This is a genomic window from Micromonospora sp. ZG13, assembly GCF_059359355.1.
In genome coordinates this window covers 19,104-46,075 of sequence record NZ_JCADBQ010000002.1, presented here as the reverse complement: position 1 = coordinate 46,075, position 26,972 = coordinate 19,104, and the positions used below count along the sequence as shown (strand labels likewise).

Annotated in this window: 26 protein-coding genes and 1 pseudogene; 14 read left to right on the top strand and 13 right to left on the bottom strand. The window is 73.4% G+C overall.

From position 1 onward, the window contains the following. Window positions 1–177: 177 nt before the first annotated feature. The 8 genes and pseudogenes from AC5L34_RS04105 to ku all read right to left on the bottom strand — a co-directional run bounded on the left by AC5L34_RS04105 (window position 178) and on the right by ku (window position 6,771). Window positions 178–1,194: an NADPH:quinone reductase gene (locus tag AC5L34_RS04105; protein ID WP_441173488.1), complete on the bottom strand. Its 1,017-nt coding sequence runs from the start codon at window positions 1,192–1,194 to the stop codon at window positions 178–180. 336 nt (window positions 1,195–1,530) lie between these two features. Then, on the bottom strand, window positions 1,531–2,184 hold the full coding sequence (locus AC5L34_RS04100; RefSeq protein WP_357661376.1) for an HAD family hydrolase: 654 nt from the start codon (window positions 2,182–2,184) through the stop codon (window positions 1,531–1,533). Window positions 2,185–2,289: 105 nt separating this feature from the next. After that, the gene (locus AC5L34_RS04095; protein ID WP_494824177.1) at window positions 2,290–3,114 is read right to left on the bottom strand and encodes an SCO6745 family protein; all 825 of its coding nucleotides are present in this window, start codon (window positions 3,112–3,114) and stop codon (window positions 2,290–2,292) included. A 279-nt stretch (window positions 3,115–3,393) separates the two neighbouring features. Beyond that, a pseudogene (locus AC5L34_RS04090) lies at window positions 3,394–4,081 on the bottom strand (FKBP-type peptidyl-prolyl cis-trans isomerase). Between the two features lie 88 nt (window positions 4,082–4,169). Then, window positions 4,170–4,814 (bottom strand): DUF4241 domain-containing protein, encoded by a 645-nt coding sequence (locus tag AC5L34_RS04085; RefSeq protein WP_494823831.1) that lies wholly within the window; start codon window positions 4,812–4,814, stop codon window positions 4,170–4,172. Between the two features lie 82 nt (window positions 4,815–4,896). Further along, window positions 4,897–5,244: a thioredoxin family protein gene (locus tag AC5L34_RS04080; RefSeq protein WP_441173485.1), complete on the bottom strand. Its 348-nt coding sequence runs from the start codon at window positions 5,242–5,244 to the stop codon at window positions 4,897–4,899. Beyond that, complete coding sequence (locus AC5L34_RS04075; RefSeq protein WP_121397016.1) at window positions 5,214–5,606, bottom strand: MerR family transcriptional regulator; 393 nt, start codon at window positions 5,604–5,606, stop codon at window positions 5,214–5,216. The genes AC5L34_RS04080 and AC5L34_RS04075 overlap by 31 nt, the downstream gene beginning before the upstream one ends. A gap of 151 nt (window positions 5,607–5,757) precedes the next feature. After that, window positions 5,758–6,771, bottom strand: a complete 1,014-nt coding sequence (ku, locus tag AC5L34_RS04070) for a non-homologous end joining protein Ku (protein WP_441173483.1) — start codon at window positions 6,769–6,771, stop codon at window positions 5,758–5,760. 86 nt (window positions 6,772–6,857) lie between these two features. Between ku and ligD (AC5L34_RS04065) the strand changes: the two genes are divergently transcribed. Together ligD (AC5L34_RS04065) and ligD (AC5L34_RS04060) are read left to right on the top strand one after the other, a co-directional pair. Further along, on the top strand, window positions 6,858–7,799 hold the full coding sequence (gene ligD / locus AC5L34_RS04065) for a non-homologous end-joining DNA ligase (RefSeq protein ID WP_494823830.1): 942 nt from the start codon (window positions 6,858–6,860) through the stop codon (window positions 7,797–7,799). Continuing rightward, a complete protein-coding gene (ligD, locus tag AC5L34_RS04060) occupies window positions 7,789–8,703 on the top strand; it encodes a non-homologous end-joining DNA ligase (RefSeq protein WP_441173482.1) in 915 nt (304 codons plus the stop codon). The genes ligD (AC5L34_RS04065) and ligD (AC5L34_RS04060) overlap by 11 nt, the downstream gene beginning before the upstream one ends. 41 nt (window positions 8,704–8,744) lie before the next feature. On the opposite strand, the gene AC5L34_RS04055 is transcribed toward ligD (AC5L34_RS04060), so the two are convergent. Further along, a complete protein-coding gene (locus tag AC5L34_RS04055; protein ID WP_494823829.1) occupies window positions 8,745–9,905 on the bottom strand; it encodes a hypothetical protein in 1,161 nt (386 codons plus the stop codon). Between the two features lie 140 nt (window positions 9,906–10,045). Here AC5L34_RS04055 and AC5L34_RS04050 point away from each other — a divergent pair, with 140 nt between their 5' ends. The 3 genes from AC5L34_RS04050 (at window position 10,046) to AC5L34_RS04040 (ending at window position 12,617) form a co-directional block, all read left to right on the top strand. Next, window positions 10,046–10,810: a TIGR03089 family protein gene (locus AC5L34_RS04050; protein WP_441173480.1), complete on the top strand. Its 765-nt coding sequence runs from the start codon at window positions 10,046–10,048 to the stop codon at window positions 10,808–10,810. Beyond that, complete coding sequence (locus tag AC5L34_RS04045) at window positions 10,811–11,407, top strand: dihydrofolate reductase family protein (RefSeq protein ID WP_494823828.1); 597 nt, start codon at window positions 10,811–10,813, stop codon at window positions 11,405–11,407. It abuts the gene before it with no gap. A gap of 250 nt (window positions 11,408–11,657) precedes the next feature. Beyond that, window positions 11,658–12,617, top strand: coding sequence for a zinc metalloprotease (locus tag AC5L34_RS04040; RefSeq protein ID WP_441173479.1), 960 nt, complete (start codon window positions 11,658–11,660; stop codon window positions 12,615–12,617). 85 nt (window positions 12,618–12,702) lie between these two features. Here AC5L34_RS04040 and AC5L34_RS04035 read toward each other — a convergent pair whose 3' ends face one another. Further along, window positions 12,703–13,188: a carboxymuconolactone decarboxylase family protein gene (locus tag AC5L34_RS04035; protein ID WP_089002336.1), complete on the bottom strand. Its 486-nt coding sequence runs from the start codon at window positions 13,186–13,188 to the stop codon at window positions 12,703–12,705. 168 nt (window positions 13,189–13,356) lie between these two features. Here AC5L34_RS04035 and AC5L34_RS04030 point away from each other — a divergent pair, with 168 nt between their 5' ends. From AC5L34_RS04030 to AC5L34_RS04015, 4 genes are all read left to right on the top strand, one after another. Next, window positions 13,357–14,271 (top strand): RNA polymerase sigma-70 factor, encoded by a 915-nt coding sequence (locus tag AC5L34_RS04030; RefSeq protein WP_441173478.1) that lies wholly within the window; start codon window positions 13,357–13,359, stop codon window positions 14,269–14,271. 188 nt (window positions 14,272–14,459) lie between these two features. Beyond that, entirely contained in the window at window positions 14,460–14,942 is a 483-nt protein-coding gene (locus tag AC5L34_RS04025) for a hypothetical protein (protein ID WP_494823827.1), read from the top strand. Window positions 14,943–15,017: 75 nt separating this feature from the next. Then, a complete protein-coding gene (locus AC5L34_RS04020; protein ID WP_494823826.1) occupies window positions 15,018–16,034 on the top strand; it encodes a potassium channel family protein in 1,017 nt (338 codons plus the stop codon). A gap of 355 nt (window positions 16,035–16,389) precedes the next feature. Further along, on the top strand, window positions 16,390–17,619 hold the full coding sequence (locus AC5L34_RS04015) for a low temperature requirement protein A (RefSeq protein ID WP_441173475.1): 1,230 nt from the start codon (window positions 16,390–16,392) through the stop codon (window positions 17,617–17,619). A 208-nt stretch (window positions 17,620–17,827) separates the two neighbouring features. On the opposite strand, the gene AC5L34_RS04010 is transcribed toward AC5L34_RS04015, so the two are convergent. Beyond that, window positions 17,828–19,507, bottom strand: coding sequence for a DNA repair helicase XPB (locus tag AC5L34_RS04010; protein WP_494823825.1), 1,680 nt, complete (start codon window positions 19,505–19,507; stop codon window positions 17,828–17,830). Between the two features lie 175 nt (window positions 19,508–19,682). Here AC5L34_RS04010 and AC5L34_RS04005 point away from each other — a divergent pair, with 175 nt between their 5' ends. Together AC5L34_RS04005 and AC5L34_RS04000 are read left to right on the top strand one after the other, a co-directional pair. Continuing rightward, window positions 19,683–20,576, top strand: a complete 894-nt coding sequence (locus tag AC5L34_RS04005; protein WP_494823824.1) for a L,D-transpeptidase family protein — start codon at window positions 19,683–19,685, stop codon at window positions 20,574–20,576. 129 nt (window positions 20,577–20,705) lie between these two features. Then, on the top strand, window positions 20,706–20,954 hold the full coding sequence (locus AC5L34_RS04000; protein WP_363892796.1) for a hypothetical protein: 249 nt from the start codon (window positions 20,706–20,708) through the stop codon (window positions 20,952–20,954). Between the two features lie 10 nt (window positions 20,955–20,964). Here the strand turns inward: AC5L34_RS04000 and AC5L34_RS03995 are convergent, their stop codons facing one another. Then, window positions 20,965–23,445, bottom strand: coding sequence for a helicase-associated domain-containing protein (locus AC5L34_RS03995; protein WP_494823823.1), 2,481 nt, complete (start codon window positions 23,443–23,445; stop codon window positions 20,965–20,967). 85 nt (window positions 23,446–23,530) lie between these two features. Here AC5L34_RS03995 and AC5L34_RS03990 point away from each other — a divergent pair, with 85 nt between their 5' ends. Further along, the gene (locus AC5L34_RS03990; RefSeq protein ID WP_441173471.1) at window positions 23,531–24,154 is read left to right on the top strand and encodes an HAD family hydrolase; all 624 of its coding nucleotides are present in this window, start codon (window positions 23,531–23,533) and stop codon (window positions 24,152–24,154) included. A gap of 34 nt (window positions 24,155–24,188) precedes the next feature. After that, window positions 24,189–24,575: a cold-shock protein gene (locus AC5L34_RS03985; RefSeq protein ID WP_101413859.1), complete on the top strand. Its 387-nt coding sequence runs from the start codon at window positions 24,189–24,191 to the stop codon at window positions 24,573–24,575. Here the strand turns inward: AC5L34_RS03985 and AC5L34_RS03980 are convergent. Then, on the bottom strand, window positions 24,536–25,396 hold the full coding sequence (locus tag AC5L34_RS03980) for a 1,4-dihydroxy-6-naphtoate synthase (protein ID WP_441173470.1): 861 nt from the start codon (window positions 25,394–25,396) through the stop codon (window positions 24,536–24,538). The two genes, AC5L34_RS03985 and AC5L34_RS03980, sit on opposite strands and share 40 nt — an antisense overlap. 664 nt (window positions 25,397–26,060) lie before the next feature. Here AC5L34_RS03980 and AC5L34_RS03975 point away from each other — a divergent pair. Next, complete coding sequence (locus tag AC5L34_RS03975; RefSeq protein ID WP_494823822.1) at window positions 26,061–26,921, top strand: helix-turn-helix domain-containing protein; 861 nt, start codon at window positions 26,061–26,063, stop codon at window positions 26,919–26,921. The last annotated feature ends 51 nt before the right edge of the window (window positions 26,922–26,972 follow it).

Genomic DNA, 26,972 nt, shown 5'->3' with positions numbered 1-26,972 from the left:
CGGGGTAGGGACCACTCCTGAAATCCCTCCCCAGGGGCGGCCCCGGCGTTCGCACCGCGCCGGGGCCGCCCGCTCCATGCGGGTGACCCGCACCGTCATTGTTGCGAAACTTGTTCGCCTCTGTGCCCACTATGGGGAAATTTGCCCAGCTCAGAAGGCTTTCGGTGAGGCTGGGCGTCACCCGCTCTCGCTGGTCGTGATCAGCACCTTGCCGACCACCGCGTTCTCCACCGCCTGGTGGGCCGCGCCGGCCGCCGAGAGCGGATGGTGGTGCAGCGGCAGGCCGGCGTCCTCGCCCACCCGGATCCCGCCCTGCGCCGCCGCAGCCGCCACGTCCACCACCGCCTGGGCCTTGGCCGCCTTCGGCTCGGTGTAGACGAGCACGAACTGGAACCGCGCGTTCGGGGCCATCAACGGCCGGATCGGCAGGGTCACCTCGTCCCCGCCGTCGTCGGCGTAGACACAGACCGCGCCACCGCGCCGGAGCAGTTGGACGTCGACGGCGGCGTTGCGTGCCGGCGAGACCTCGACGATCGTGTGCACCCCGTCGGGCGCGATCTTGCGGACCTCCTCGACCACGTCCTGCCGCCGGTAGTCGATCACGAAGGACGCCCCGGCCGCCGCCGCCAACTGCGCCTTCTCCGGGCTGCTGACCGTGGCGACCACGCAGGCGTCCGCCCACCGGGCGAGCTGGATGGCCGCGTTGCCCACCGCGCCCGCCCCGCCCTGGACGAGCACCGTGTGGTCGCTGAGCGCGCCCGCGTGCAGCCGGTCCGGGGTGTACTCGCCAGCGGTCAGGCAGCGGTGCGCGGTGAGGAAGGGGATGCCCAGGCAGGCCCCCAGGTCGAAGGAGGCGTCGCCGAGGGGCACCGCCTGCCGCACCGGCACCACCGTGTACTCGGCGGCGGTGCCCCACGGCCGCTGCCACGCGGCCTCCCACAGCCAGACCCGCTCGCCGATCAGGTCCCGGTCGACGCCCTCCCCGACCGCCTCGATCACCCCCGCGCCGTCCTGCCCGGGCGTCTGCCAGCCGTCGGGCAGCGGCCCCTGCCGGCGCGCCTTCCAGTCGGTCGGGTTCACCCCCGACACGGCCACCCGCACCAGGACCTCGCCGGGGCCGGGCTCCGGCACCGGCCGGTCGAGAAGTTGCAGCACCGAGGCGTCGCCGGTGCGCTCGTACACGATCGCCTTCATCCCCGTCTCCTCACCCGGCGGCCCCCGGCGGGGCGCCGTCGGCTGCGGTACCCGGCGGATCCCCGCTCATGCCGACCCGCCGCCCCACACCCGGACGCCGCCGCCCGGGCCACGCAACCTGCCACCAGCCCCACCGCCCACGGCGGGAACACGCGAGCACCCCGCCCTACGGCGGCGTCGTGCGAGTGCGAGCACCGGTGATCAGGACGCGATGGACGTTAACGGGCGGTTTTAGGGTCCAGGGCGTCCTGATCGCCGGGCTGGGCCTGGGGTTGGGCTGGTGTTGGCGGTTGGCGCGTCAGGGCTTGGCGTGTGCGAGCGGCCCTGGTGGGCCGCCTAGCCGAGGCGGTCGATGGCCTGCGGGGTCAGGTCGCCGATGGCGTCCAGCACCACGGCCGCCAGCCGCTCGGCGTCCGGGTCGAGCGGGTACGTCCCGTGCGGCACCGCGACCACCGTCATCCTGGCCGCGGCAGCCGACCGTACGCCGTTGGACGAGTCCTCCACGGCCACGCAGCGGGCCGGGTCGACGCCCAGCCGCTCGGCGACCGCCAGGTAGACGTCGGGCGCCGGCTTGCCCCGTTCGGTCTCCTCGGTCGACAGCGTGGCGCCGAACACCCCGGTCAGACCCGTCGCGGCCAGCGCCGCCGCGATCAGCCGCGTCGGCGACGAGCTGGCCAGCCCCAGCGGCCACCGTTCGGCCAGCCGGCGTACGACCTCGTCGGCCCCGTCGATCAGCGGTACGCGCTGCGCGTAGCGCCGGGTCATCTCCTCGACGACCTCGGTGGCGACCTGCTCGGGGCTACGGTCGACGCCCAGCTCACCGCTGAGGTAGCGGGCCCACTCGCCGGTGCTCATGCCCATCAGCCGGCGCTGCGTGTCGGGCTGCCAGGTGCCGCCGTGCGCCGCGACGTACGCCCGCCGGACCTCCTCCCACACCGGCTCGGAGTCCACGATCACGCCGTCCAGGTCGAAGATCACCGCATCCGCCACGAGCCCATCCTGCCCCATCGGCGGCCAGCGGGCAGGCGGCGGCGGTCAGCGGGCGGCAGGGCGGCGAGCAGGCGGGCAGGCGGCGGTCAGCGCGCAGGCGGGCGGTCAGGTCCGCAGGGCGGGCAGGCCGATCGGGTTGCCCTCGGGGATGACGGTGTGCGCGGCGCGCGCGATCGGTTCGAGCAGTTCGCGTAGCCGACCCGTACGCTCCGGGCCCAGCGTGCGCCACGGGCGGGCGGCGGCGGCGTCGGTGGCGTCCTCGATCGCCTGGAACCGGGCCCGACCCTGCTCGGTCGGCTTCCCGTCGGGGGTCAGCCAGCCCCGCTCGGCCAGCCGGGCGCGGGCGGCGGCCCACTGCTCCTCCGACCAGCCGCGCCCGAGCAGGTTCAGCGGCGAGATGTCGACCGCGACCCGCCAGGCCAGCGTCTCCACCGGGTCGAGGTCGGCCGCGACCAGCGCGGCGATGTGCCCGTCGCCGCGCTGCTCGCGCAGCGTGGTGGCGGCCTGCCAGAGCCGGGCCAGCGGGTACTCGCCGCGCGGCAGGGCGGCGTTGGCGGCGCCCAGCACCCGGCCGGCCGGCTCCGCCTCGGCGGCGGCGGCCTCCAGCAGCTCGGCCGCCTCGACCAGGTGCGACTCCGGCAGCTCGTAGGTCAGCTCGGCCAGCGCCTGCACCGCGCCCGTGAGCCGCGCCCGCAGCGCCTCCTCCGGGGTGGCCAGCCGCCAGACGGCCGGCAGCGCCCGCGCCACGGTGTGCGGGGCGAAGTTGAAGAACGCCGCCGTGACCGGCGCGGCCTCGGCGGGCCCCAGCGGCGCGGCCCGGCCGGCGAAGTAGCCGCGCCAGAAGCCCCGCAGGCCGACCGCCTCGAAGGCGGCCCGGGCGCGGGGGTGGAAGTAGGTGATCGCGTGGACGGGCTCGTAGTGCGTCCACATCACCCGGGCGGCCCGCCCCGCGTCGTCCAGCGCCGTCACGTGCACCTCCGCGTCCGGTCGTCACCCCGGACGGCCGACCGCCCGGGGTGACGCTGAACCTACTGCGAGTGGGTGAGGGGCCGGAAGCCCCATGTGGGCTACTGCATCAACAACGGGCGACATCCCGGGCGAACCGGGCCGCTACCGCGGGGCAACGGACCGGTCACGGGCGGACCCGGCGAGCACGGGCCGGTCACGGGCCGACCGGGGCAACGGACCGGTCACGGGCGGACCGACGGGTCACTGCGCCGCGAGCACGTCCACCACGAAGCGCAGCGGGCCGGCCGGACGGCCGCCGGGAGGGTTCGTGCCGTACGCCAGCTCGGCCGGGATGTCGAGCTGGACGCGGCTGCCGACGGTCACCCCGACGAGGCCCTGGTCCCAGCCCGGGATGACCTGGCCGACGCCGATGGCGAAGGACGCCGGCTGCCCGCCGTTCCACGACGAGTCGAACTCCTTGCCGTCCTTGTAGAAGACGCCCACGTAGTTCGTGGTGATCGTCTGGCCCTTCTGCACCGCCGGGCCGGTGCCCTTGATCAGCGGGGTCACGGTGAGCTTCTTCAGCTCGCCCTTGCCGGCGGCGACGGTCGGCTTGCTGCCCAGGGCCGGATCCGCCCCCTCCGGCAGCTGCGGGGCGGGGGGCGTGTCGGCGGCGGGGGCACTGGCGGACGGGCCCGCCGAGGGGGCGCCGGCCGTCTGGTCCTTGTCGCCGTCGCTGTTGCGCCCGATCGTCACGAAGACGGTGATCAGCACCGCGACGACGGCGACCCCGGCGAGCCCGCCGGCCCAGGCCTGCCGGCGGCGCTTCGCCTCGGCCGCCTTCTGGGCGGCCAACTGGGCGGCCAGCCGCCGCTCCGACTTCTGGGACCGGTTCTGCGTACGCTCGCTCACGGCGTCGACTCCCTGCTGCGAAGGTGGTGGCCGGCATCGGAGTGCCGGGGGGAAAGCCGACGCACACGGTACCCGCCCGGCCGCCCACCGCGCCGCCTCGACGGTGGCCGCTCCCACCGCACAGGTCACGCCGGCCCCGGCACCACCATGAAGTCGGTCACGAACGAGGTGATCCGGCCGTCGGCCGTACGCCCGATCCAGGTGCCGTAGCAGCCGTCGCCCCAGCCGGACCAGACCGTCACCACGTTGGCCCCGGTCGTCTCGTCGAGCACCGCGATGACGTGACCCGGCACCGGCCCGCCCGACGGCTCGTTTGCGACGAACACGTCCGTCACCGCGTCCTCGTCCCACGTTTCCAGAGCGGCCAGCGCGATGGGGTCGGCCAGGGTGCCGATGCCGGTGTCCACGCCGTAGCCGAACCAGCCGTCGGACTTGAGGTCCGCGACGTCCTGGTCGCCGACCAGCGCCATCTCCCAGCGGGCCGCCGGCTCGTCGTGGATCACCAGTTCGAGGGCGGCCACCCGCCGGTCCGCCTCGGTGTCCTCGCCCCGGACCACGGCGACCCACGCCCGCGCCGGGTAGCGGCCGGGGGTCACCTCGACCGTGAACGGTTCGTCCTCGGGGCAGGCCACCGGGTCGCAGCCGACCACCCGCCCCGTCGGCAGCACGACGTCGCCCACCGGGTGCACCTCCATGACGTACGTGGCGTGCTCGTCGGCGAAGCGGGCGCCGGGCGTCAGCAGCCGGTCCAGGTCGGGGGTGTACGGCATGGGGTTCCTCTCGCGGCGGGGGCCGGCGGAGCGTACCCGCGGTGGCCGGTGGCGGGCGAGACCGCCCACACCGGCCGGTGGCTCAGCCCTCCAGATGCCGGGCCAGGGACTGGCGCAGGTGGTGCTTGGGGCGGGACCCGACGATCGAGCCGACCACCGTGCCGTGGCGGAATACCAGGAGGGTGGGCAGGGACATCACCGAGTAGGCGCGGGTGGCCGCCGGGTTGGCGTCGGTGTCGATCGTGGCGACGACCATCCGGCCGGCGAACTCCTCGGCGAGTTCGGCGAGGCTTCGGGAGACGGCCCGGCACGGCGGGCACCAGTCGGCCCAGAAGTCGACCACGACCGGGCGGTCGGCGGCGAGCACCACGGTGGCGAAGGTGTCGTCGGTGACGACGGTCAGCGAGCCGTCCGGCGCAGTCTCGAGCATGTTTCCTCCCGGTGGGTGATGGCGTGGGCGAGCTGGTCGCGCAGCTCCCGGCGGACCGCGTGCAGCCGGTCGATGCCGGCGTCGACCTCGGCCAGCTTGCGTCGCAGCACGGCCACCGAGTCCGGGCAGACGTGACCGGAGGCGTTGCCGGCCCGCAGGCAGGCGACGAACGGGCGGATGTCGTCCAGGCCGAAGCCCACCGCGAGCAGCGCCCGGATCTCGCGTACGACGTGCAGCTCCGCCTCGTCGTAGACCCGGTATCCGTTGGCCGAGCGGGCCGCCCGGACCAGGCCGTGTGTCTCGTAGTAGCGCAGGGCCCGGGTGCTCGTGCCGGCGCGTTCCGCCAGCTCACCGATCAGCATCCGACCTCCCTCGTCCGACCCGACCGACGCTAGACCTTGCCACCGGCGTCAAGGCAACATCGGCGCGCGGGAGGGCGGTGCGGACGCCGCGACGGCACGCCGTGCGCCGGCCGGACGCGCACCGGCCGACAGGAGACGCGGTCGGGCGGGGTCAGGCGGTCTTGCGGGCGGCCTTCTTCGGCGCGGCCTTCTTCGCCGCCGGCTTCTTCTCGCCCTCGGCGGCCTTCTTCGGGGCGGCCTTCTTGGCGGCGGTCTTCTTCGGTGCGGCCTTCTTCTCGGCGGTCTTCCTGGCCGGGGCCTTCGCCGCCTTCTTCTCGGCGGCCTTCTTCTGCGCCGAGCGGGCGGCCGAGATCGGGGTCGGCTCCCCGCCGCCGGCCGGCGCCTCGCCCCGGGCGGAGCGGGCGCGCTCCACGGACGCCTTCAGCGCCGCCATCAGGTCCACCGCGGCGGCCGGAGCCTCCTCGACCTCCTCCGGCTGGACGACCTCGCGGCCCTCCACCTTGGCGTCGATGACCTCCTGCAATGCCGCCCGGTAGTCGTCGGTGAAGGCGTCCGGCTCGAACTCGCCGGCCATCGAGTCGATCAGCGAGCTGGCCATCGCCAGCTCCGGCGGGCGGACCTTCAGGTCCTCGTCGAGGAAGCCGAAGTCGGGTTTGCGGATCTCGTCCGGCCAGAGCATGGTGTTGAGCAGCAGCACGCCCTCGCGGACCCGCAGCGTGGCGAGCTGCTCCCGCTGGCGCAGCGCCACCTTGACGATCGCCACCCGCTCCGAGTCGGCGAGCGCGTCGCGCAGCAGCACGTACGGCTTGGTGGCGGTGCCCTCCGGCTCCAGGAAGTACGCCTTGTTGTAGAGGATCGGGTCGACCTGCTCGGCGGGGACGAACTCCAGCACGTCGATCGCGCGCGAGCTGGACAGCGGCAGCTCGGCGAAGTCCTCGTCGGTGAGGATCACCATCTCGCCGCCGCCGATGTCGTAGCCCTTGGCGATGTCGTCGTAGGTGACCTCCTCGCCGCAGACCTGGCAGGTGCGCTTGTAGCGGATGCGCCCGCCGTCCTCCCGGTGCACCTGGTGGAAGCGGATGTCCTTCTCCTCGGTGGCCGAGTAGAGCTTGACCCCGATCGAGACGAGGCCGAACGAGACGGCTCCCTTCCAGATGGCCCGCATCCCCGTGCTCCTCTCGCCGGTACAGCCCAGGATCGCAAATGATCGAAGGCCACGCGAGCGCTTCGGTGCGCAAGTACAGTCGGGACGTGCCCGGCGCGCCGCTCAAGCCGATGCTCGCGATGACCGGGCAGCTCCCGGCGGGTGCCGGCTGGGCGTACGAGTTCAAGTGGGACGGAGTCCGCGCGCTGGCGGACATCTCCGGTGGCCGGCAGCACCTGTACGCCCGCAGTGGCGTGGAGATCACCGTCGCGTACCCCGAGCTGGCCGCCCTGCACGAGCAGGTGGGCGACGCGCTGCTCGACGGCGAGGTGGTGCTGCTCGGCGAGACCGGCCAGCCCTCGTTCACGGCCCTGGCGGAGCGGATGCACGTGCGCGACCGCAACAAGGCCGCCCGGCTGGCGGCGGTCGCCCCGGTGACGTACATGATCTTCGACCTGCTCCGGCTCGACGGTGAGGACCTGACCGGCCGGTCGTACGCCCGCCGGCGGGAGGCCCTGGACGGCCTGGCGCTCGGCGGCGCCCGGTGGGCGGTGTCGCCGGTCTTCGGCGACGGCCCGGCCACCTACGAGGCGGCCGGCGAGCACGGTCTGGAGGGGGTGATGGCCAAGCGGGTCGAGTCGGTCTACCGGCCGGGCGTGCGCTCCCCGGACTGGATGAAGGTCAAGCTGGAGGTCACCGGCGACTTCGTGGTCGGCGGCTGGCGGCCCGGTGCGCGCCGGATCGGCGGCCTGCTGGTCGGGGTGCCGGGCCCGGACGGCCGGCTCACCTACCGGGGGCGCGTGGGTGGCGGCATCGGCGCGGCCATCGAGCGGGAGCTGCTGCGCGAGCTGGAGCCGCTGCGCAGCGGCGCGTCGCCGTTCGCCGGGGACGTGCCGCGTGAGGATGCGCGGGGCGCGATCTGGGTAACACCACGGGTCGTGGTGGAGGTGAAGTACGGCCAGCGCACCCCGGACGGGCGACTGCGGTTCCCCCGGGTGCTCCGGCTGCGGCCGGACAAACCCGCCGAGGAGGTCGACGATGCCGGCTGAGCGGTTCCGGGTGGACGTGGAGGGACGCGCGCTGGAGCTGTCCAACCTGGACAAGGTGCTCTATCCCGACGCCGGGTTCACCAAGGGCGAGGTGATCGACTACTACACCCGTATCGCCCCGGTGCTCCTGCCGCACCTCGCCGACCGGGCGCTCACCCGCATCCGCTTCCCCAACGGGGTCACGGGCGGCTCGTTCTTCGAGAAGAACGCCCCGGCAGCCACCCCCGGCTGGGTACGCACCGAGACGCTGCCCGCGCCCGGGTCCAGCAAGGGTCGCGAGACCATCGACTACGTGGTCGCCGACGACCTGCCCACCCTGGTCTGGCTGGCGAACCTCGCCGCGCTGGAACTGCACACACCCCAGTGGAAGATCGGCGAGCACCCCGACATGATGGTCGTCGACCTCGATCCCGGGCCGCCGGCGGCGCTGCGCCAGTGCTGCCAGGTGGCGCTGCTGATGCGCGACCGGCTCGCCGACGACGGCATCTCCGCGTACCCGAAGACGTCCGGGAAGAAGGGCATGCAGCTGTGCTGCCCGATCGCCGGCACCCAGGACGCCGAGGACGTCTCGGCCTACGCCAAGCGGATCGCGCAGGAGCTGGAGCGGGCGCACCCGAAGCTCATCGTGTCGAAGATGGCGAAGAACCTACGGCCGGGCAAGGTCTTCATCGACTGGAGCCAGAACAACGCGGCCAAGACGACCGTGTCGCCGTACTCGCTGCGGGCGCAGTCCGTGCCGTCCGTCTCCACCCCGCTGACCTGGGACGAGGTCGAGGCGGGCGCGGCGGGGAAGCGGCCGGCGACGAAGCCGTACACGGCGGGGGAGGTGCTCAGGCGGGTGGAGAAGCAGGGCGACCTGCTGGCCCCGCTGCTCGACGGCGGCCCCGAACTGCCCGCCCCCTGACAGCACCAGGCCGGCGGGAGCGGGCCGGCCGGGCAGCGGCGTCAGGCGGCCGGCCAGGTGGTGTACGAGATCCGCGCGTTCAGGTTGGCCGGCACGCCCAGCCAGGCGTAGCAGTTGACCGAGACCAGGGTGTCGGCCCCGGACGGAGACCAGCCGGCCAGTACGCAGTAGCCGCGCGGCGGACGACCGAGACCGGTCACGAAGGAGTTCACGAAGGCGGTGCCGTAGCCGGTCCCGGTGCCGGCGAAACGCACCTGGTAGCGGCCGGTGCCGAGCACCGTGCCCGCCGCGCCGCCGAAGCCCGGGATCGTCGAGTTGTAGCTCTCCCCGCCGATCCAGGTGTCGCGGACGTCCTCGCCGTAGAACACGCCGCTGGCGAAGCGCGGCCCGAACGCCCGGCCCAGCAGGTCCACCCGGGAGCCGTAGGTGACCACGAAGCGGGCGTCCACGGGGTTGCCGGCGGCGTTCGCGCAGTGCACCACCCACACGTCCGGCGGATCGAGCTGGCAGTGCACGGCGGTGCCGCCCAGCGCGGTCACGTGCGCCATCGGGAAGGTCGCCCCGCCCTCGCTGGGCGGGTTCGGGTTCATCAGGAACCGGTACCGGCCCTTGTCGAGGCGCTCGTAGGAGATCGTCCCGCCGGTCGAGTCGTAGCGGTACGCGGCGGGCAGGGTGCGTACGCCGGTCGGCTGCGCCTGGTCGGTGACGAACCACGCCAGCCGGCCCTGGCCGACCTGCCGGACGTTGGTGAAGGTGGCCACGAAGCGACTGTCCACGGGGCTGCCGGTCGCGGCGAAGCAGCGCACCTGGATCAGCAGGTCGGGGGCGCCGATCGGGCTGCGGTACCAGCTCGCCACCGTGCAGAAGACCGGCCCGCCGCCGTACGCCACCGCGTGCGCCACCCCGCCGCTGGTCGCCGCCCCCTCCAGCACCACCGTGTACGCCCCGGTGCCGGTGCGGCGCACCACGACGTCGCCGTCGCCGGAGTGGGCGCTGTAGCCGCCGGTGATGCGGTACTCGGTCGTGGTCGGGGAGTGCGCCCAGATCGTGGCGGTCACCGTGGGGTTGGGGTCCGGCAGCGGGTCCGCCGCGGCGGGCGCCGGCCGGGCCAGGGCCGCCCCGGCGAGCAGCACGGTCAGCGCCACGGCGCCCCGCAGCGTCCTGCCTCGACGGGCCCGGGGCACTCGTTCGTCCGTCTGCATGCGCAGCCTCCCTGGGCCTCGGCGGACCGTCCGCGCCACGAGTGTGGCAACGCCGGTCAATGCCCGGGGCCGGCGCGGCGATGCCGTTCCGGCCCGTCGACGGTTGAGTAGGCTGGCCGCAGCCTGCCGAGGAGTGCGACATGAACATGACCGATGCCCTCGTCCGGGAACCGCTGGCCGGGGGGCGGGCGGCGGAGGTGGACCGGCCGCTGCTCACCTACCTCGACGACGCGACCGGTGAGCGGGTCGACCTGACCGCCACGGAACTGGGCGGCTGGGCGGCGCGGGCCGCCGGGCTGCTGCGCGAGGGCTGCGGGCTGGGCGTCGGCGACCGGGCGGCCGTACTGCTCCCGGCGCACTGGCAGAGCGCCGCCGTGCTGCTGGGCGCCTGGTCGGCCGGGGTGGCGGTGTCCTTCCGGCCCCGGGCTACCGCCGGCCTGCCGCCGGTCGAGCCGGGCGCCGACGAACCGTACGACGCCGTCTTCGTCAGCGCCGAGCGGCTCGACGACTGGCTGGAGGACGTGCCCGAGGCGCGGCACCGCTTCGTCCTCGGCCTCGGCGTCACCCCGCGCGCCCCCGCCCCGGAGGAATACCGGGACTGGCTCGCCGAGGTGGGCCGGCACACCGACGCGCTGCCCGCGTCCGCCCCGCTGACCAGCGCCCACGCGGCCAGCCCCGACGGTACGAGCTACCGCCAGTGGGGCAGCGTCGCGCTGGCCGTCGCCGAGCGGCTCGACCTACGGGCCGGCGATCGGCTGCTGGTCGACGTCGCCGAGCACGAGCAGCCCGTGTACTGGCTGCTGGCGCCGCTGGCCGTAGGCGCGTCGGTGGTGCTCTGCGCCAACCTCGACCCGGCCCGGCTCGACGCCCGGATCGCCGCCGAGCAGATCACCCGGGTGCTGTAGATGGCCGGGGTCTACACCGAGGCGAGCATGTCGCTGGACGGCTACATCGCCGGCCCGGGCGAGACCGGCTTCGACCGGCTCTTCCAGTGGTACGGCAACGGCGACGTCGCCATCGGAACCGCCAAGCCGGAGATGACGTTCCGCACCTCGCAGGCGAGCGCCGGGCACCTGCGGCACACCCTGGACGACACCGGCGCCCTGGTCGTCGGCCGGCGGCTGTTCGACCTCGTCGGCGGCTGGGACGGCCGGCACCCCATGGACAAGCCGGTCGTGGTCGTCACCCACCACGTGCCGGACGGCTGGCCCCGGCCGGGCGCGCCCTTCACCTTCGTCACCGAGGGCATCGAGGCCGCCGTCGCGCGGGCCCGCGAGCTGGCCGGTGACCGCTGGGTGGGAGTCAACGGAGGCAGCATCGCCCGCCAGTGCCTGGCGGCCGGGCTGCTCGACGAGATCCGGGTCAACCTGGTGCCGGTGCTGCTCGGCGACGGCGTGCCGTTCTTCGACCACGTCCGCGACGCCCCCGTCGAGCTGTCCGACCCGACGGTCGTCGAGGGCGACCGGGTCACCCACCTCTACTACCGGGTCCGCCGACCGTAGCCGTCCGAAAGGACGAAACGAGCCTCGCCGGTACGCCCCGAGGAGGCGCGGCGCGGCCCGCGGAACGGCCCGCGCGCCTTCGATCAGCGCTCCCCGGCCTCCTGGCGTTACAGGGAAGGCAGGCCCTTTCCGCAGGTCTGTTGCATGCGCGATCGACGTGGTCTCATACCGGGAAGACGACGTCATCGACCTGGTCGTGGCAACCCCGCGTCGACTCCGCACCGCCCCCATCCTCCTGAAAGGTGCACCGATGCACAGGAGACCGATCTTCCGACTTGCGGTCCTCACCGCCACCGCCGCGACGCTCCTGGCGTCCGGTGGCGCCTACGGCGCGGTATCGGCGGCGCCCGTGCCCGTCTCCCCGGGTGCCGCCGAGTGCGAGCCGGACGCCCACGGGCACGGCGCGGCCCGGCTCGCCGAGGGCGCCACCGCCCAGGAGCCGGAGCTGTACTCCAAGAACGAGGCGAACGCCTACGGCGTCATCAAGGACGCCCCGCGCCTGGCCAACGGCAGCGTCACCGTGCCGACGGTCTTCCACATGATCTCCGACCACCCGCTCACCGCTGCCGAAACGACCAGGTGGAACACCCTGATCGCGGCGCAGATGAAGGTGCTCAACGACTCGTTCGCGGGCCGCACCGCCGCCAACGCCTCCGACACGCCGTTCCGGTTCGACCTCGTCGACACGACGTGGACGGTGAACAGCGCCTGGTACACCGTCGTGCCGGGCAAGAACGAGCGCGACATGAAGAAGGCGCTGCACACCGGCGACTCCGAGACCCTCAACGTGTACGCGGCCAACATCGGCGGCGGCCTGCTCGGCTGGGCGTACTTCCCGAAGGGCTACAACAACGGCCGCGACTACATCGACGGCGTGGTCTTGCTCGACGAGTCGATGCCGGGCGGCACGGCCGGCAAGTACGCCCTCGGCGACACGCTGACGCACGAGGTCGGGCACTGGCTGATGCTGGAGCACACCTTCGCGCACGGCTGCTCCGCCGCCGGCGACTTCGTCGCGGACACCCCGCGCGAGGCGGCACCGCAGTTCAACTGCCCGGTGGGCGCGGACACCTGCACCGCACCCGGGCTGGACCCGATCCACAACTTCATGGACTACACGCAGGACTCCTGCATGAACATGTTCACGCCGGGCCAGGCGGACCGGATGAGCGACGCCTGGGTCGCGTTCCGGGCCGGCGGCGCCGGCTGACGCGGTGCGCGGGTGGCGGCCGGTCGTCGACCGGCCGCCACCGTCGGCCCGGACCGGCTGACCCCGGGCCGGGCCGGCTCTCGATTCAGTCGAACGCGGCGGCGAACATGCCCGGCTGGTAGGAACCGCCCCGCTGATGCACGATCACGGCGAGGCGATTTGCCGCGTTGATCAGGGCGACCAGCGCGACCAGCGCGGCGACCTGGTCGTCGTCGTAGTGCTTGCGCACCTCGGCCCAGGTCTCGTCGGACACGCCCTGGTAGGCGTCGGCGAGCCGGGTGCCCTCCTCGGCGAGCGCCAGCGCGGCCTGCTCGGCCTCGGTGAAGACGGTCGACTCGCGCCAGGCGGCGACCAGGTTGAGCCGGACCGCGCTCTCGCCGGCCGCTGCGGCCTCCTTGGTGTGCATGTCGATGCACCAGCCGCAGCCGTTGATCTGGCTGGCCCGCAGCGACACCAGCTCCTGCGTGGCCTTGGGCAGCGGCGACTGCTGGATCACCAGGCCGGCGTTCGCGAACCGCTTGGCGAACTTCCCGGCGACCTCGTTGTCGAACAAGTTGAATCGGGCGTCCATGCTTCCGTCCTTTACTCCTGGGGTTCGGTTGGACGAACACGAGATGCCGGCGTGCAGCGCCGTGTGACGGCGCGGCCGGGGTGACGACTGCCACAGCCGGAGGTGTCACAGCACGGCCGGGTCCGGCATCTGATGGGTGACGCAGTCGCGAGGGAACAGGAGCCACCCATGGTGGGTACGCCGCAGACCGCCGCCGACGATCGCCCGGACCCGGCCACCGAGGCGTTCCTCGCCCACCGCAACCTGCTGTTCACCGTCGCGTACGAGATGCTCGGCTCGGCCGCCGACGCGGAGGACGTCCTGCAGGAGACCTGGCTGCGGTGGGCGGGCGTCGACCTGGGCACGGTCCGGGACCGGCGCGCGTACCTGGTCCGGATCACCACCCGCCAGGCACTCGTCCGACTGCGTACGCTCAGCCGCCGCAGGGAGTCCTACGTCGGCCCCTGGCTGCCCGAGCCGCTGCTCACCGCTCCGGACGTCGCCGAGGACGTCGCGCTGGCCGACAGCGTCTCGATGGCGATGCTGCTGGTGCTGGAGACGCTGGCACCGACCGAACGGGCCGTGTTCGTGCTGCGCGAGGTGTTCGACCTCGGGTACGACGAGATCGCCGAAGCCGTCGACAAGAATCCCGCCGCTGTCCGTCAGATCGCCCACCGGGCACGGGCACACGTCGCGGCGCGCCGGCCCCGCCGGGTCGTCTCCGCCGCCGAGACCCGGTACGCGCTCGACGCGTTCCAGCGGGCGGTCGAGACCGGCGACCTGCAGGGCCTGCTCGACATCCTCGCGCCGGACGTGGTCCTGCTCGGTGACGGTGGCGGCGTCAAGCAGGCAGTCCCGCGGCCCATCCTCGGAGCCGACAAGGTGGCCCGCCTGCTGGCCGGCGGGTGGGGCAGGGTCGCGGGCAGCACGTCGTGGCGGCCGGCACAGGTCAACGGCCACCCGGCGCTGATCGTCCAACTCGGGGGCGAGATGGACACGGTCCTGGCCGTGCGCATCGACGGCGGCCTCATCACCGGGATCTACGCCGTACGCAATCCCGAGAAGCTGTCCCATATGGAGAGGGAGATCGTCCTGAGCCGGTGAGTCGGTACCGGCAGGGGCGGGTGACGTCGCTACGCCGCTCGGGCCACCGGTCGCGGTCGGGGATCGTCAGCGCCACGGGGGTCACGGCGGACGCCGCGCAGGCCGGGGCGTGATGGTCGGCCGGAGAAGCTCCCGTTCGTGCAGTCATGGACGCGATTCGCCCCCGGTCCAGCTTGTTATCGTGCCCCGTGCGTCCTTCCCTCTGGCTGTTCGCCGGTGGCGCGTTGGGTCTTGCGCAATCAGCAAGCGGAGCCCGCATCGTCCTTCGTGACGCGCTTGACGCGGAGGCGATGTACGGCGGCGGAATGGATGTCGTCCTGCTGCTGATGCTGGTGGTCACCTCGATGACAGGCGCGGCCGTTCTGTTCGCCGCCGGTGGGCTGCTGGTTCGTCATCGGGTCAGGCCCGGCCGCGCCCTGCTTCATCTGTGGACCGGTCCGATCCTCGTCCGGTCGGCATATGGCGGCTTTCTCGTGAGCGTCCCGAACGACGGTGGCCCGTTTCCGGCCTGGGCTGTCGTGACGGAGGTCGTCGCCGGTCTCGCTCTGGTTCTGATGGTGATCGCAGCAACGTGGTTGCTGTTGTGCGGTCCAGCCGCACGCGGCGACTCCACGGCCTGCCGGCCTGGCCACGGCCCCGGTCCGAGTTGCGCAGGCACGTGGAAGGCCTGAGGTTGGAGCGGTTGGCCTGAGCGAATGCGGCGACCTGGGGTCGGGCGGGCGCTAGTTGTGGTGGGGGGCGGAGCGGTGAGTGTGCTGTCGGTACTGGTCGGCGTCCTGGTGGTGGGAATCGTCCTCGTGGACGCGGCGCTGACGACCCTGTCGCTGGCGGGCGGGGCGGGGCCGGTCACCCGGCGCGTGTCGCAGGGGATGTGGTGGCTGACCCGCCGGCTTGCCGGTCGTGGCCCTCGACGGCAACGACTGCTGCGCTGGGCCGGCACCAGCGTGCTGATGGGTACCTTCGGGGCCTGGGTCGCCGGGCTCTGGCTCGGCTGGTTCCTGGTCTTCAGCGCCGTCCCGGACGCGGTGCTCGACCAGTTCGGCCGCCCCGCCGACGGCTGGTCCAGGTTCTACTTCACCGGGTTCTCGATCTTCACGCTCGGCGTCGGCGACTACACCCCGGGAACCACAGGTTCCCAGCTCGCAACGACCGGCGCCGTGCTGACCGGTCTGTTCCTGATCACCCTGGGCATCACATACCTCATGCAGGTGGTGTCCGCCGTGGTCGACAAGCGCACGATCGCCGGTCACATCGCCGCCCTGGGCGCCGACCCGGTCGACATCGTCCGTCGTGGCTGGGCCGACGGGGAGTTCTCCCCCATGTTCACCCAGCACCTCACCAGCCTGACCCCGGAACTCGTCCGGCTGGGTGAACGGCATCTGGCGTTTCCCGTGCTGCACTTCTTCCATGCCGACAGCTGCGGGAAGTCCGCTTCGGCGGCGGTGACCGTGCTCGACGGGGCGCTGCTGCTGTTGCGCGGCGGTGTCGATCCCCGCCACCGGCCGGACGCCGGCGCGGTGGAGCCGTTGAACCGGGCACTGCACCAACTCGTACGCACGCTCGACGGCCCCTTCATCGTCGCCGCCGACGATCCGGTGGTGGCGCCGGGGCTGAAGGACCTGACCCGGGCCGACATCCCGGTCACCGAGGAGCAGGCGTACGCGCAGGCGGTCGAGGGGTGCCGGACGCACCGCTGCCGGTTGCAGGGCTGGTGCGCGTCGGACGGCTGGGACGAGGCCGACCTGCGGCTCACGCTCGACTGACGGCACCGGGCGGACAGGCGGGAGTCGTCGCCGTGCCCCCGGGGCGACCCGGTGCGGCAGGTGTATGCGAAAGCTCGGCGGGTATGTCGCCGGGCCGGCCGGCAGGGGAAAGCGTGCCCGCCGGAGCCTTCGGAATGCCCCGTACGTCACGACGGGCGAGTGCCCCGGGGGCGGCTCGTCGTTGTCGAGGTCGACCTGAGGGAGACGTCGTGGGCCAGCGGCTGCCTGCCGCCCCGCACGGAGACGCCGGCCCGGCCCTGAGCCCGCCGGGTCACCCGTCCGGGTCGCCAGCGCTGTCCGTGATCGGTGCGGCGTGGCGGACGACGGCACGGCCGCGGGCAGATCGCCGCGCACGATGACGAGCGCGGAACGCGGGAACGGCGGCCCGGAGACCGGAAACCTGCTGCGGGGGCCGGGGCAGTCCCGGCAGGCCAACTTCCTGGAGTTGTTCTTCGATCTGGTGCTGGTCTTCGCCCTGAAAGGTGTCGTCGACCGGGTGACACCGGACCTGCTCAGCGATGCCCTCGTGATCCGCTGGGCGTCGCTGCTCTACGCCCTCGTGCTGGCGTTGCCACTGCTGTGGCTGTGGACCACGACCGCGCACATCACCAGCCGCTTCAATCCGCGCCACCAGGGGATCCAGGTGATGGTGCTGGTCAGCGCCTTCGGTCTGCTGCTCATGACGACGTCGCTACAGGATGCGTTCATCGGTCGTGGTCTGGTCTTCGCCCTGCCCTACGTCCTGCTCCAGATCGGTCGACCGCTGATCCTGGCGGCGCTGGTGCGCGGACGCGTCCCACTCCAGGTTCTCTACCTTCGGATGGCGGCGTGGTCCTGCGTCTCGGGCGTGCTGTGGGTGGTCGGGGGGATCGCGCAGGACGAGGGCCGGGTCCTGCTGTGGTCGTTGGCCATCACCCTCGACTTCCTCGGCGCCCGGGTCGGATGGCTCGTTCCCCGCATCAGGCACCGGTCGATCAGTGCCTGGGCCATGCACGGCGGCCACCACCTGGCCGAGCGTTACCAGCAGCTCCTGTTGATCGCGCTGGGGGAGAGCGTGCTGTCGGTGGGAAGCACCTACACGGTTCGGCCCGCCGGCGTCGCCAACACGTTGGGGCTCGTGGTGGCCTTCATCACCACGATCCTGCTCTGGCGGATCTACTTCTACCGCTCCGGGCAGGTCCTCGCCGAGGCGGTCACCATGGCGAGGAACCGGGAGGGCCTCGGCCGACGGACCGGTGCCGCCCACATGGTCATGGTCATCGGGATCCTCACGGTCGCCATCGGCCACGAGGTCGTGCAGGAACGGCCCGACGCCAGGCAGCTCCCTGTCTGGCTGATGACGATCCTCGGTGGCCCGGCGCTCTTCCTCCTCGGGCGGATACGACTGGAACGTATCGTGTTCGATCGCGTCTCCACCCGCAGGATCGTCGGCATCGTATTGCTGCTGGCGCTCTCGCTGCCACTGGTGTTCACCACACCGCTGGCCGCCGCGGCCACCGCCTCCCTCGTCCTGCTGGGCATCGCGATCGCCGACGCACGTCGGGCGGCGAAAGGACCCGAGGAGATGCCGACCCCGCCGGGATGAGCCGCTCGCGGGCCGGAGCCGCCGCTCGGCCCCTGAGGTCCCGTTCCCGCCGGGCGGGCCGCCGAGCACGGACTTATCTGCTACGACCCGCAGTCGGAGCACCTCCGGCCAGCACGCGACGACCAGGTCCGGCGGGAGGCACCCACGGCTGAGTCGTCTACGACATCAGGTCTACAGCGAGCGTGAGGGACATCGGGAACGCCCGAGCTCAGTCGACCGTCGGCAGCTTCGGGCCGAGGACGTCGTCGGCGTCGACGATCGTGTACGCGTACCCCTGCTCGGCGAGGAAGCGCTGCCGGTGGGCCGCGTACTCGGTGTCGATGGTGTCCCGGGAGACGACGGTGTAGAAGTGCGCCTGGCGGCCGTCGGCCTTGGGCCGCAGCACCCGGCCCAGCCGCTGCGCCTCCTCCTGCCGTGACCCGAAGGTGCCCGACACCTGGATCGCCACGGCCGCCTCGGGCAGGTCGATGGAGAAGTTGCCGACCTTCGAGATGACCAGCGTCCGCACCTCGCCGGAGCGGAACGCGTCGAAGAGCCGCTCCCGCTCCTTGTTGGTGGTCGAGCCCTGCACGATCGGCGCGTCCAGGTACTCGCCGAGCTGGTGCAACTGGTCGATGTAGCCGCCGATCACCAGCACCTGCTCGTCCGGGTGCCGGTCCACCAGCGCCTTCACCACGGGCAGCTTCGTGCGGGCGGTCGCCGCCATCCGGTAGCGCTCCTCGGCCTCCGCCGTCGCGTACGACATGCGCTCCGCGTCGGTGAGGGTCACGCGTACCTCGGTGCACTGGGCCGGGGCGATCCAGCCCTGCTGCTCGATGTCCTTCCAGGGCGCGTCGTACCGCTTCGGGCCGATCAGGCTGAACACGTCGCCCTCGCGGCCGTCCTCGCGTACCAGAGTCGCCGTGAGGCCCAGCCGGCGGCGGGCCTGGAGGTCCGCGGTGAAGCGGAAGATCGGCGCGGGCAGCAGGTGCACCTCGTCGTAGACGACCAGGCCCCAGTCGCGGGCCCCGAACAGGTCCAGGTGGGTGAACGCGCCCTTCTTGCGCGAGGTGAGCACCTGGTACGTGGCGATGGTGACCGGGCGGATCTCCTTGCGCTCGCCCGAGTACTCGCCGATCTCCTCCTCGGTCAGCGACGTGCGCGCGATCAGCTCGCGCTTCCACTGCCGGCCGGCGACCGTGTTCGTGACGAGGATCAGCGTGGTCGCCTTCGCCTCGGCCATCGCCGCCGCCCCGACCAGCGTCTTGCCGGCGCCGCACGGCAGCACCACGACGCCCGACCCGCCGGCCCAGAACGCCTCCACGGCCTCCCGCTGGTACGACCGCAGCGTCCACGGCTTGCCGCTGTCCTTGCCGGCCTCGGCCAGCTCGATGGGGTGCGCCTCGCCGTCGACGTAGCCGGCCAGGTCCTCCGCCGGCCAGCCCAGCTTGAGCAGTGCCTGCTTGAGCCGGCCGCGCTCCGACGGGTGCACGGCGATCGTGTCGTCGTCGAGCTTCGCGCCGAGCATCCCGGCGAGCTTCTTGCTCTTCGCGACCTCGATCAGCACCAGCCGGTCCAGCGCCCGCAGCACGAGACCGTGCGCCGGGTCGTTGGCGAGTTGGAGGCGGCCGTACCGGTCCATCGTCTCCGCCACGTCGACCAGCAGCGCGTGCGGCACCGGGTAGCGCGAGTACTTGATCAGGGAGTCGACCACGCCCTCGGCGTCGTGGCCGGCGGCGCGGGCGTTCCACAGCCCGAGCGGGGTCAGCCGGTAGGTGTGCACGTGCTCGGGGGAGCGCTCCAGCTCGGCGAAGGGCGCGATGGCCATCCGGCACGCCTGCGCGTCGGGGTGGTCGATCTCCAGCAGCAGGGTCTTGTCCGACTGCACGATCAGGGGTCCACCGCTCACGCCAGTGCCTCTCCTCCGCCTCGGGTCGCCGGCTGTCCGGGAGGCGACTGACCCGCCCAGGCCGACCCACCAGTGTTGCACGCACCCGGGTGACGGCAGAAAAATCTGCTCACCTGGAGCAACCGGAGCGGCACTCGCAACGTCTAGCAAAGGGGACACCTGTCAGGGAGGCAGCATGAAACACGTCCGGATCAGCAGCCGGCTCGTCGCCCTGGCAGTGGTCACGCTGGTCGGTGCCGGTGCGTGCACGTTCGATCCGCAGGCCGACGGCGGCGGGGGCGGGGGACCCGTCGCGGCCGGGGCTGCGGAGCGGGTAACGGGGGCGAGCGGTGCGCCCGGGCCGGACCAGCGGGCGCAACCCAGCAAGGCGCCGCCGAAGCCCAAGGTCAAGCCGACGCGGGGCACGCCGGCACCGACGCGCCCCACGGTGAAGCCGACGCGCTCCGCGACGAAGCCCATCGGGGCACCGTCCGTCGCCGGCTGCCCGCAGGGCGAGCACCAGCGCGCGGTGGAGGCGTACCTCGCCCGGCTGGGCGGGTTCGGGCGGGTGACCGTCGACGGCCGGCAGTCCGCCGCCGACTGCGCGGCCATCAAGAAGTTCCAGAAGCGGTACGACATCCGCCCCGCCCACGGCCGCGCCGGGCCCACGACCCACGACGTGGCGAAGCGGCTCGCCACCACCGACACGGCGCGCTGCCGGGCCGGCTCGGGCACCACCTTCTGCATCGACCTGACCAGGCAGACCACCTGGGTCATGCGCAACGGCAAGGTGCTCGTCAAGCCGACCGTCACCCGCACCGGCATGCCCGGCTACCGCACCCCGGCCGGCACGTTCACGATCAACTACCGCAACGTCAAGGAGTGGTCCGACCCGTACGAGGTGTGGCTGCCGTACTGGCAGCACTTCACCCGGGGCATGGGCTTCCACCAGACCACCACCTACCTGCACGAAAAGTCGATCGGCTCGCACGGCTGCGTCAACCTGCTCCCCGGCGACGCCGTCCGCTTCTGGGAGTTGGGCAAGGTGGGCAGCAAGGTCGTGCTGGTCGGGCGGCGCCCCGGCACCTGAGTCGCCCGGCCACCCGCGCCCCTCCGAGGCATCGCACAACTCGTCCGATCCGGGTTTTATCCCCTGTCACTCGCGACACGGCGGTGTCACGCTGGACGTCAGGCGTCGAACCGGACGGGGAGGCTGGAGATGACGGTCGACCGAGAAGTGATCACGGAGCACAGTCCCGCGCACGACCGGTCGCCCGTCGAGGAGGTCTCCACCGCCACCGTGGTCGCGTACGCGGTGGCGGCGGTGGTGCTCGTCGGCTGGTTCCTCTTCGGCTGGCTGGTCCTCGAACAGGGCTTCATCGACTCGGTCGGCGAGTCGGCCGGCGCCGGGTTCACGCTGCTGCTGATCGTCTCCGTCGTCGGCACGGTACGCCGCAGCCGCCGCTGACCCGACCCGCTCAGTCCTCCAGCACCGCCGCCGTGATCCGGTGCAGGGCGAAGGTGTGCAGCATCTCCGTACGGTCGTCCTCGGCGCGCAGGTAGCCCGCGCCCATGGAGACCGGCCGGACGAGCCGGGACGCGGTCGCCCCGTGCGCGTCGACGTACCCCACCCAGACCAGCGCCCGGTCCCGGACCGCCTGCTGGAGCACGGCGATCGCGTCGCTGTGGGAGGGCACCGGCGCCGGACCGGTGCGCCCCACCCCGCCTCGGACCACGGCCGGCGTCCGCCGCGCGGCCCGCGCCGCCGCATCGCCGCGCCGGATCTGCTCCACCACGCCCAGCAGGCGGGGCATCGCCAGCTTCGGTGCGGTCAGCGGGTCGAGCGTCCTGGTCGTCACCGGCACCCGGGCCGGGGCCCGCCGGGTCTTCGGTCGGGCCAGCACCGCGGCCCCGCTCGCGTCCTCCGGCACCGGGGCGTACCCGGCGTCGCGCAGCGCCATCAGCATCCGGCCCACCTGGTACGGCGTCGACAGCACCGTCGGCGCCAGCCGGCGCAGCGCCAGCGGCTCCAACCGCCGGTCGGCGAGCACCTCCGTCAGCAGCGCCTCGTCGTCGCTGCGCACGTACCCCCCGGCGGAGCCGACCCGCAGCCCGCCGTGCTTGCGGGCCACGTCGTCCACCAGGTACGTCAGCCCCTGCGGGACGGGGGTGCGGGACCGCCGCCGGAACAGGGCGTGCAGGTCGTCGGCCGAGTAGCCGGCGTCCAGGGCCCGGCGCACGCTCGCCGGGGTGACCCGGTGCACGCTCGCGCCACCGGCCGACTCGTGCTCCGCCACCACCTCCAGTTCGGCGGCGAGCGCCGGATCGGGCGGGCCGGGCACCACGACCGTCAGGTCAGCCTGCACGAGGAAGTGGTCGACCGGGGCGGGCAGCAGCGCGTCCAGCGCGCGTACGGCGTTGGACGCGTCGCCGCTCTCGGCGTCCGAGCGCAGCCCGAGTGGGTCGTCGCCGCCCCGCTCGTCGGCCGCCGTCACGTCGGCGAGCAGCAGCCGCCCGTACGAGGTGAGCGCCCCCAGCCCCGTCACGCCCAGCGTGGCCGCCTCGGCCAGCACCTCCCGGTGCGCGGCCTCGCGCCCCCGGCTGCGCCGTGGCGCCCGCCAGTCGAGCAGGGCCAGCACCTCCTCGGAGGTGGGCCCGGTGGCCGGTTCCAGGTCGGCGAGGACCTCCAGCACGGCCCGTCGGGCGGCCGGCGCGCCGGCCCGTTCCGCCTCGGCGGAGAGCACCGTGATCGGGCGGTCCCGGTCGTCGCGTTGCCCCACCAGCCCGGCCTGCCGGGTCATGGTCAGCCAGGCCCGGGCGAGCTGCTCCCAGCGCTGCGCGAGCGTCCCGGCCCGCCACACCTCGTACCCGGCGGTGGGCAGGACCTGCTGGTCGGCGCCGTGCCGGGTGGTGGTGGCCCCGGGCAGGTCGACCTCGCCGACGAGCCCGCCCGCGTACGCCGTCTCCAGCAGCAGGGCCGCCGCCGGCTCGTCCAACCCGACGGCCTTGGCGAGTCGGCGCAGGTCACGGACGCCCAGGCCGCCCGAGCGCAGCACCGGAGCCGGTTCGGCGGCGAGCCGCTCCAGCAGCGCCTCGGTGTGGCGTACCACCTCCATGGTCTGCCCGGCCCCGGCGGAGTCGGCGGCCTTCGGCTCGCGCGGCGCCGTGGCCACCGGCGGTGGGCTGCTGCGCAGCGGGCCGAGCGGGCCGCTGTCGCGGCGCAGCAGCAGGCCCACCTCGCGGGGCAGCTCGACGGTGCCCGTGACGCCGGCCCGGCCGCCGGAGACCGGCACCAGCAGGTGGTGGTCGACGAGCCAGCGCACCGGCGAGCCGGTGGGCGCGCCGCCGTTGGTCGGGTCCGGCGGCAGGTCGTCCTCCGCGCCGAGCGCGGGCGCCTGCAACGCGCCCGCCGGCACGGTGCCGACCGGCGGTCCGGCGGCCAGCCGGTCCAGAATCGCCCGGGCCGAGGGCGGCGCGGCCAGCAGCGTCCGCCGCAGCTTGGCCGGGTCCGCGCAGAGCGCCGCCGCCCGCGCGTCCAGCTCCGTCGCCGGTCGCCCCAGCCCCGCCGGGTACGGGGAGACCTCGTCGACGCTCGCCACCACGCGCAGGGCGTTCTCGGGGCCGTACAGCACGAAGAGCGCGCGCAGCCGGTTCACGGCGGCGCGGACGGTGGTGGGGGCGGGCGGCTGCGGCCCGGCGGTCGCCATGGCGAGGATCGCGTCGGTGGAGGTGGTCTGCTCGGCCGCGTCCCGGGTCAGCCGGGCGGCGTCCAGCATCAGCAGGGTGAACTGGTCCAGCGCGTCGAGGGCGCGGGCCACCGAGACCCGGGACTGGGCCCGGGTGGCGAGCGCGGAGACGTCGGCCGGCACGGGTACGACGAGGTCCGGCCGCAGCTGGAGGAGGGCGGCGAGCGACTCGTCGGGCAGCGACCGCAGGTGGTCGGCGAGTGAGGTGGTCATCGTCGTTCCACGCTAGCCCGGCAGGTGGTCCTCGCGCCCCTCGGACGTCCGGCTGACCCGGGGACGGGCGGGTACGTTCTCCCGCATGGCAGCGCTCACGGTCGGCTTCGACCTCGACATGACCCTCGTCGACTCGCGTCCCGGCATCGCCGACACCTTCCGGGCGCTGACCGCCCGCACGGGGGTGCACGTGGACGTCGAGGCCGTCGTGTCGCGGCTCGGCCCGCCGCTGCGTACCGAGATCGCCCGCTGGTTCCCGCCGGAGCAGGTCGACGAGGCCGTCCGGACGTACCGCGAGCTCTACCCGGCGTACGCCATCACGCCCACCGTCCCGCTCCCCGGCGCCGTCGCCGCGCTCGACGCCGTACGCGACAGCGGAGGTCGCGCGCTGGTGGTGACCGCCAAGCACGGCCGCCTGGCCCGGCTGCACCTCGACCACCTCGGGCTGGTGGTCGACGAGGTGGCCGGCGACCTGTTCGCGGAGGGGAAGGCGACCGCGCTGCGGCAGCACGGCGCGACCCACTACGTCGGCGACCACGTGGCCGACATGGTGGCCGCGTTGGCGGCGGGCGTACCCGGGATCGCGGTCGCCACCGGTCCGTGCACCCCCGACGAGCTGCGCGCGGCCGGGGCGGCGGTGGTGCTGGATGATCTCACCGGATTCCCGGCGGCGCTCGACGGGATGATCCGGCTAGCCTTGGAGCGGTAGACGTCTCAAGCTCAAGCGAAGCAGGGGTTCTCAGGTGCCGACGGGTCGAGTGAAGTGGTTTGACGCGGCCAAGGGATACGGGTTCGTCACCAGCGACGAAGGTGGCGACGTGTTCCTGCCCAAGGGCGCGCTACCGACGGGTGTCACCGACCTCAAGGGCGGTCAGCGGGTCGACTTCAGCGTGGTGGACAGCCGCCGGGGCGCGCAGGCGATGGGGGTCAAGCTGCTCGACGCCCCGCCGTCGATGGCGGAGCTGCGTCGCCGGCCGGCCGAGGAGCTGCACGGCCTCGTCGAGGACATGATCAAGGTGCTGGAGGCGAAGGTCCAGCCGGACCTGCGCCGGGGTCGCTTCCCCGACCGCAAGACGGCGCAGAAGATCGCTCAGCTGGTCCACGCGGTCGCCAACGAGCTGGAGGTCTGAGGCACCAGCCCGGCGTCGGCGGCCCGGCCGAGCAACGCCCGGACGGCGGCGAACCCCGCGTCCCCCAGGTCGGCGGTGAACTCGTTCACGTAGAGCCCGATGTGCCGGTCCACCACGTCGGGCTCCATCTCCTGGGCGTGCGCCAGCACGTACTCCCGGCTGGCGGCGGGATCGGCCCAGGCCCGGCGCACCGACTCGCGGATCCACCCGGCTGCGGCCTCCGGGTCGACCGCGCCGCGCCGGGCCAGGATGGCCCCGAGGGGGATGGGCAGGCCGGTGTCGGCCTCCCACCACTCGCCGAGGTCGACCAGGGCGGTCAGGCCGTGCCGCGGGTAGGTGAACCGGGCCTCGTGGATGACCAGCCCGGCGTCGTACCGGCCGGCCGCGACACCCGGCATGATCTCGTGGAACGGCACGACCTCGATCCGCGCGGGGGGCCGCTCGGCAGCCCAGAGCCGGAAGAGCAGGTACGCCGTGGTCCGGTCGCCCGGCACCGCCACCGTGGCACCACTCAGGTCGGCGCGGTCGGAGCCGTCGGGCTGGCCGGGGTCGCGGTCGCCGCGGGTCAGCACCAGCGGACCGCAGCCACGGCCGAGCGCACCCCCGCAGGGCAGCAGGTGGTAGTCGTCCAGCAGCCACGGCAGCGCCGCGTAGCTCACCTTGACCAGGTCGAACGCCCCCCGCTCGGCAGCCGTGTTGGTCACGTCCACGTCGGCGTACGTGACGTCGACCGGCGGGGCGCCGGGCACGAGGCCGTGCACCAGGGCGTGGAAGACGAACGTGTCGTTGGGGCAGGGGGAGACAGCCAGCGAGAGCGCCACGCCCTCACCGTATCCCCGCCGTCGGCGGCCTGGCTCCGCCCGGTCCCCACGACTGTGACCTGTCCCGCGAGGTGGCACTGCTTCGCGAGGTGGCACTGCTTCGCGAGATCAGCCGCGGAGGTGCGGGCGGCCGAGCCCCGCCACCACCGGCACGCGGGCGCCGAGCCGGGCTGCCGCCGACGCGCGAGTCATGGGCCGATCGGGACCTCGACGGCGAAGACGCAGGGCGGCACTGGTGTCCCCGTTCGGCCCTGTCGAGCTGCCCTCACGGATGGGGCAAGCCGCGACGCGGCAGATGAGCGAGTTGTGATCCGGCGAGCACCGGACGCCCAGCGCGGGAACGTACCCCTGTCGAGGGCCCGGTCTACGCCCGAGTGCACCCTCGTCGCATACCGGGGACCGGTGCCGGCGGTCCCTTGGGGTTGTCGGGTCACTCGACGTCACCGGCAGCTCTGGTGAACCGGCGCCCCGCGGGTCTCGCTGGCGCTGGTTCAGCATGGTCTCACAAACGGGGCAGCTCGACAGCGTGCCGAAGAGCATCCCGGCCGAGGACCGCGCGACAAGCGACGCGCCGCCGCACGACCCCAAGGCGGTTATCCACAGGGTTATCCACAAGTGTGCCGCGCCTGTTGAAACGCGCTCGTGCCGTCGTCACGATCGACACATGACGGAGCGGGACGGTCCGATCGAGGTGGGGACGGCGCTGCGCGCCCTCCGGCGCCGGGCAGACCTGAGCCAGCGGGAGTTGGCGCGTCGGTCGGGCGTGCCCAAGAGCACAGTGGCGCGGATCGAGGCCGATCCAGGAGTCGATCCGAGGCTGCGGACGGTGGAGCGGTTGGTCCGAGCCGCTGGAGGGGAACTGGCGGTCGGCGTCCGGACCGCTGACCAGCGCACCACCGTCGACGGCCCGGGGGCCGTCGGTGCGCTGGGGCCCGTCCCGCACGACGAACGACGCGACGAGGGGGGCCGCCGCTATCCCGCGCACCTCGACATCCGGGAGGTCCGGACGCTGAAGGACTGGCCTGGTGCGTGGTGGGGCCACTGGTACGTCCCGCGGGAGCAGTGGCCGGTGCGGGTGCCGGAGATGACGTACGACCTTCATCGCGGGCGACGCGACGAGCGACGGGTGCGGGAGCGGGTACGCGCCGCCGTGAGCTTTCGTCGGGTGACGGAAGGGGTGCCGGACGGGTGCTGGCGGCTCGTGGCCCAACTGCCGGGCGGTGAGCTGGTCGGCGAACTCCGGGCACACGAACGCAGCGAGGACCTGCTGCTCGGCGAGGATCTCGGCGATCGGCGGGAGATGGTGCTGGACGGTGTCCTCGTAGCGCCCCAGCTGCGCTTCCTGGGCATCGGCCGCCGGTTGCTCCGGCTCCTCGGCGAGGAACTGGACCAGGCCGGTATCCGGACCGTGCGCGCCATCGCCGGCATCGGTGGCGTCGACTTCCTGATCGCATGCGGCTATCAGTTGGAGGCGAGTCGGCCAGCGGTCCTGCGGTTCGACCAACGGCCGACGCCCAGAGAATGATCGCTGGGCCGGTCGGCAGCCGAGGCCGGCAGGCTCAGGGGCAGGCAGACC

Bases quoted from the DNA above. Each gene is read 5' to 3' on its own strand.
- AC5L34_RS04105 (WP_441173488.1), bottom strand. From the start codon at position 1,194: ATGAAGGCGATCGTGTACGAGCGCACCGGCGACGCCTCGGTGCTGCAA.
- AC5L34_RS04095 (WP_494824177.1), bottom strand. From the start codon at position 3,114: ATGTGGACGCACTACGAGCCCGTCCACGCGATCACCTACTTCCACCCC.
- AC5L34_RS04085 (WP_494823831.1), bottom strand. From the start codon at position 4,814: ATGCCGTACACCCCCGACCTGGACCGGCTGCTGACGCCCGGCGCCCGC.
- AC5L34_RS04080 (WP_441173485.1), bottom strand. From the start codon at position 5,244: ATGCTCGAGACTGCGCCGGACGGCTCGCTGACCGTCGTCACCGACGAC.
- AC5L34_RS04075 (WP_121397016.1), bottom strand. From the start codon at position 5,606: ATGCTGATCGGTGAGCTGGCGGAACGCGCCGGCACGAGCACCCGGGCC.
- ku (WP_441173483.1), bottom strand. From the start codon at position 6,771: ATGCGGGCCATCTGGAAGGGAGCCGTCTCGTTCGGCCTCGTCTCGATC.
- ligD (WP_441173482.1), top strand. From the start codon at position 7,789: ATGCCGGCTGAGCGGTTCCGGGTGGACGTGGAGGGACGCGCGCTGGAG.
- AC5L34_RS04055 (WP_494823829.1), bottom strand. From the start codon at position 9,905: ATGCAGACGGACGAACGAGTGCCCCGGGCCCGTCGAGGCAGGACGCTG.
- AC5L34_RS04050 (WP_441173480.1), top strand. From the start codon at position 10,046: ATGAACATGACCGATGCCCTCGTCCGGGAACCGCTGGCCGGGGGGCGG.
- AC5L34_RS04045 (WP_494823828.1), top strand. From the start codon at position 10,811: ATGGCCGGGGTCTACACCGAGGCGAGCATGTCGCTGGACGGCTACATC.
- AC5L34_RS04040 (WP_441173479.1), top strand. From the start codon at position 11,658: ATGCACAGGAGACCGATCTTCCGACTTGCGGTCCTCACCGCCACCGCC.
- AC5L34_RS04035 (WP_089002336.1), bottom strand. From the start codon at position 13,188: ATGGACGCCCGATTCAACTTGTTCGACAACGAGGTCGCCGGGAAGTTC.
- AC5L34_RS04030 (WP_441173478.1), top strand. From the start codon at position 13,357: ATGGTGGGTACGCCGCAGACCGCCGCCGACGATCGCCCGGACCCGGCC.
- AC5L34_RS04015 (WP_441173475.1), top strand. From the start codon at position 16,390: ATGACGAGCGCGGAACGCGGGAACGGCGGCCCGGAGACCGGAAACCTG.
- AC5L34_RS04005 (WP_494823824.1), top strand. From the start codon at position 19,683: ATGAAACACGTCCGGATCAGCAGCCGGCTCGTCGCCCTGGCAGTGGTC.
- AC5L34_RS04000 (WP_363892796.1), top strand. From the start codon at position 20,706: ATGACGGTCGACCGAGAAGTGATCACGGAGCACAGTCCCGCGCACGAC.
- AC5L34_RS03995 (WP_494823823.1), bottom strand. From the start codon at position 23,445: ATGACCACCTCACTCGCCGACCACCTGCGGTCGCTGCCCGACGAGTCG.
- AC5L34_RS03990 (WP_441173471.1), top strand. From the start codon at position 23,531: ATGGCAGCGCTCACGGTCGGCTTCGACCTCGACATGACCCTCGTCGAC.
- AC5L34_RS03975 (WP_494823822.1), top strand. From the start codon at position 26,061: ATGACGGAGCGGGACGGTCCGATCGAGGTGGGGACGGCGCTGCGCGCC.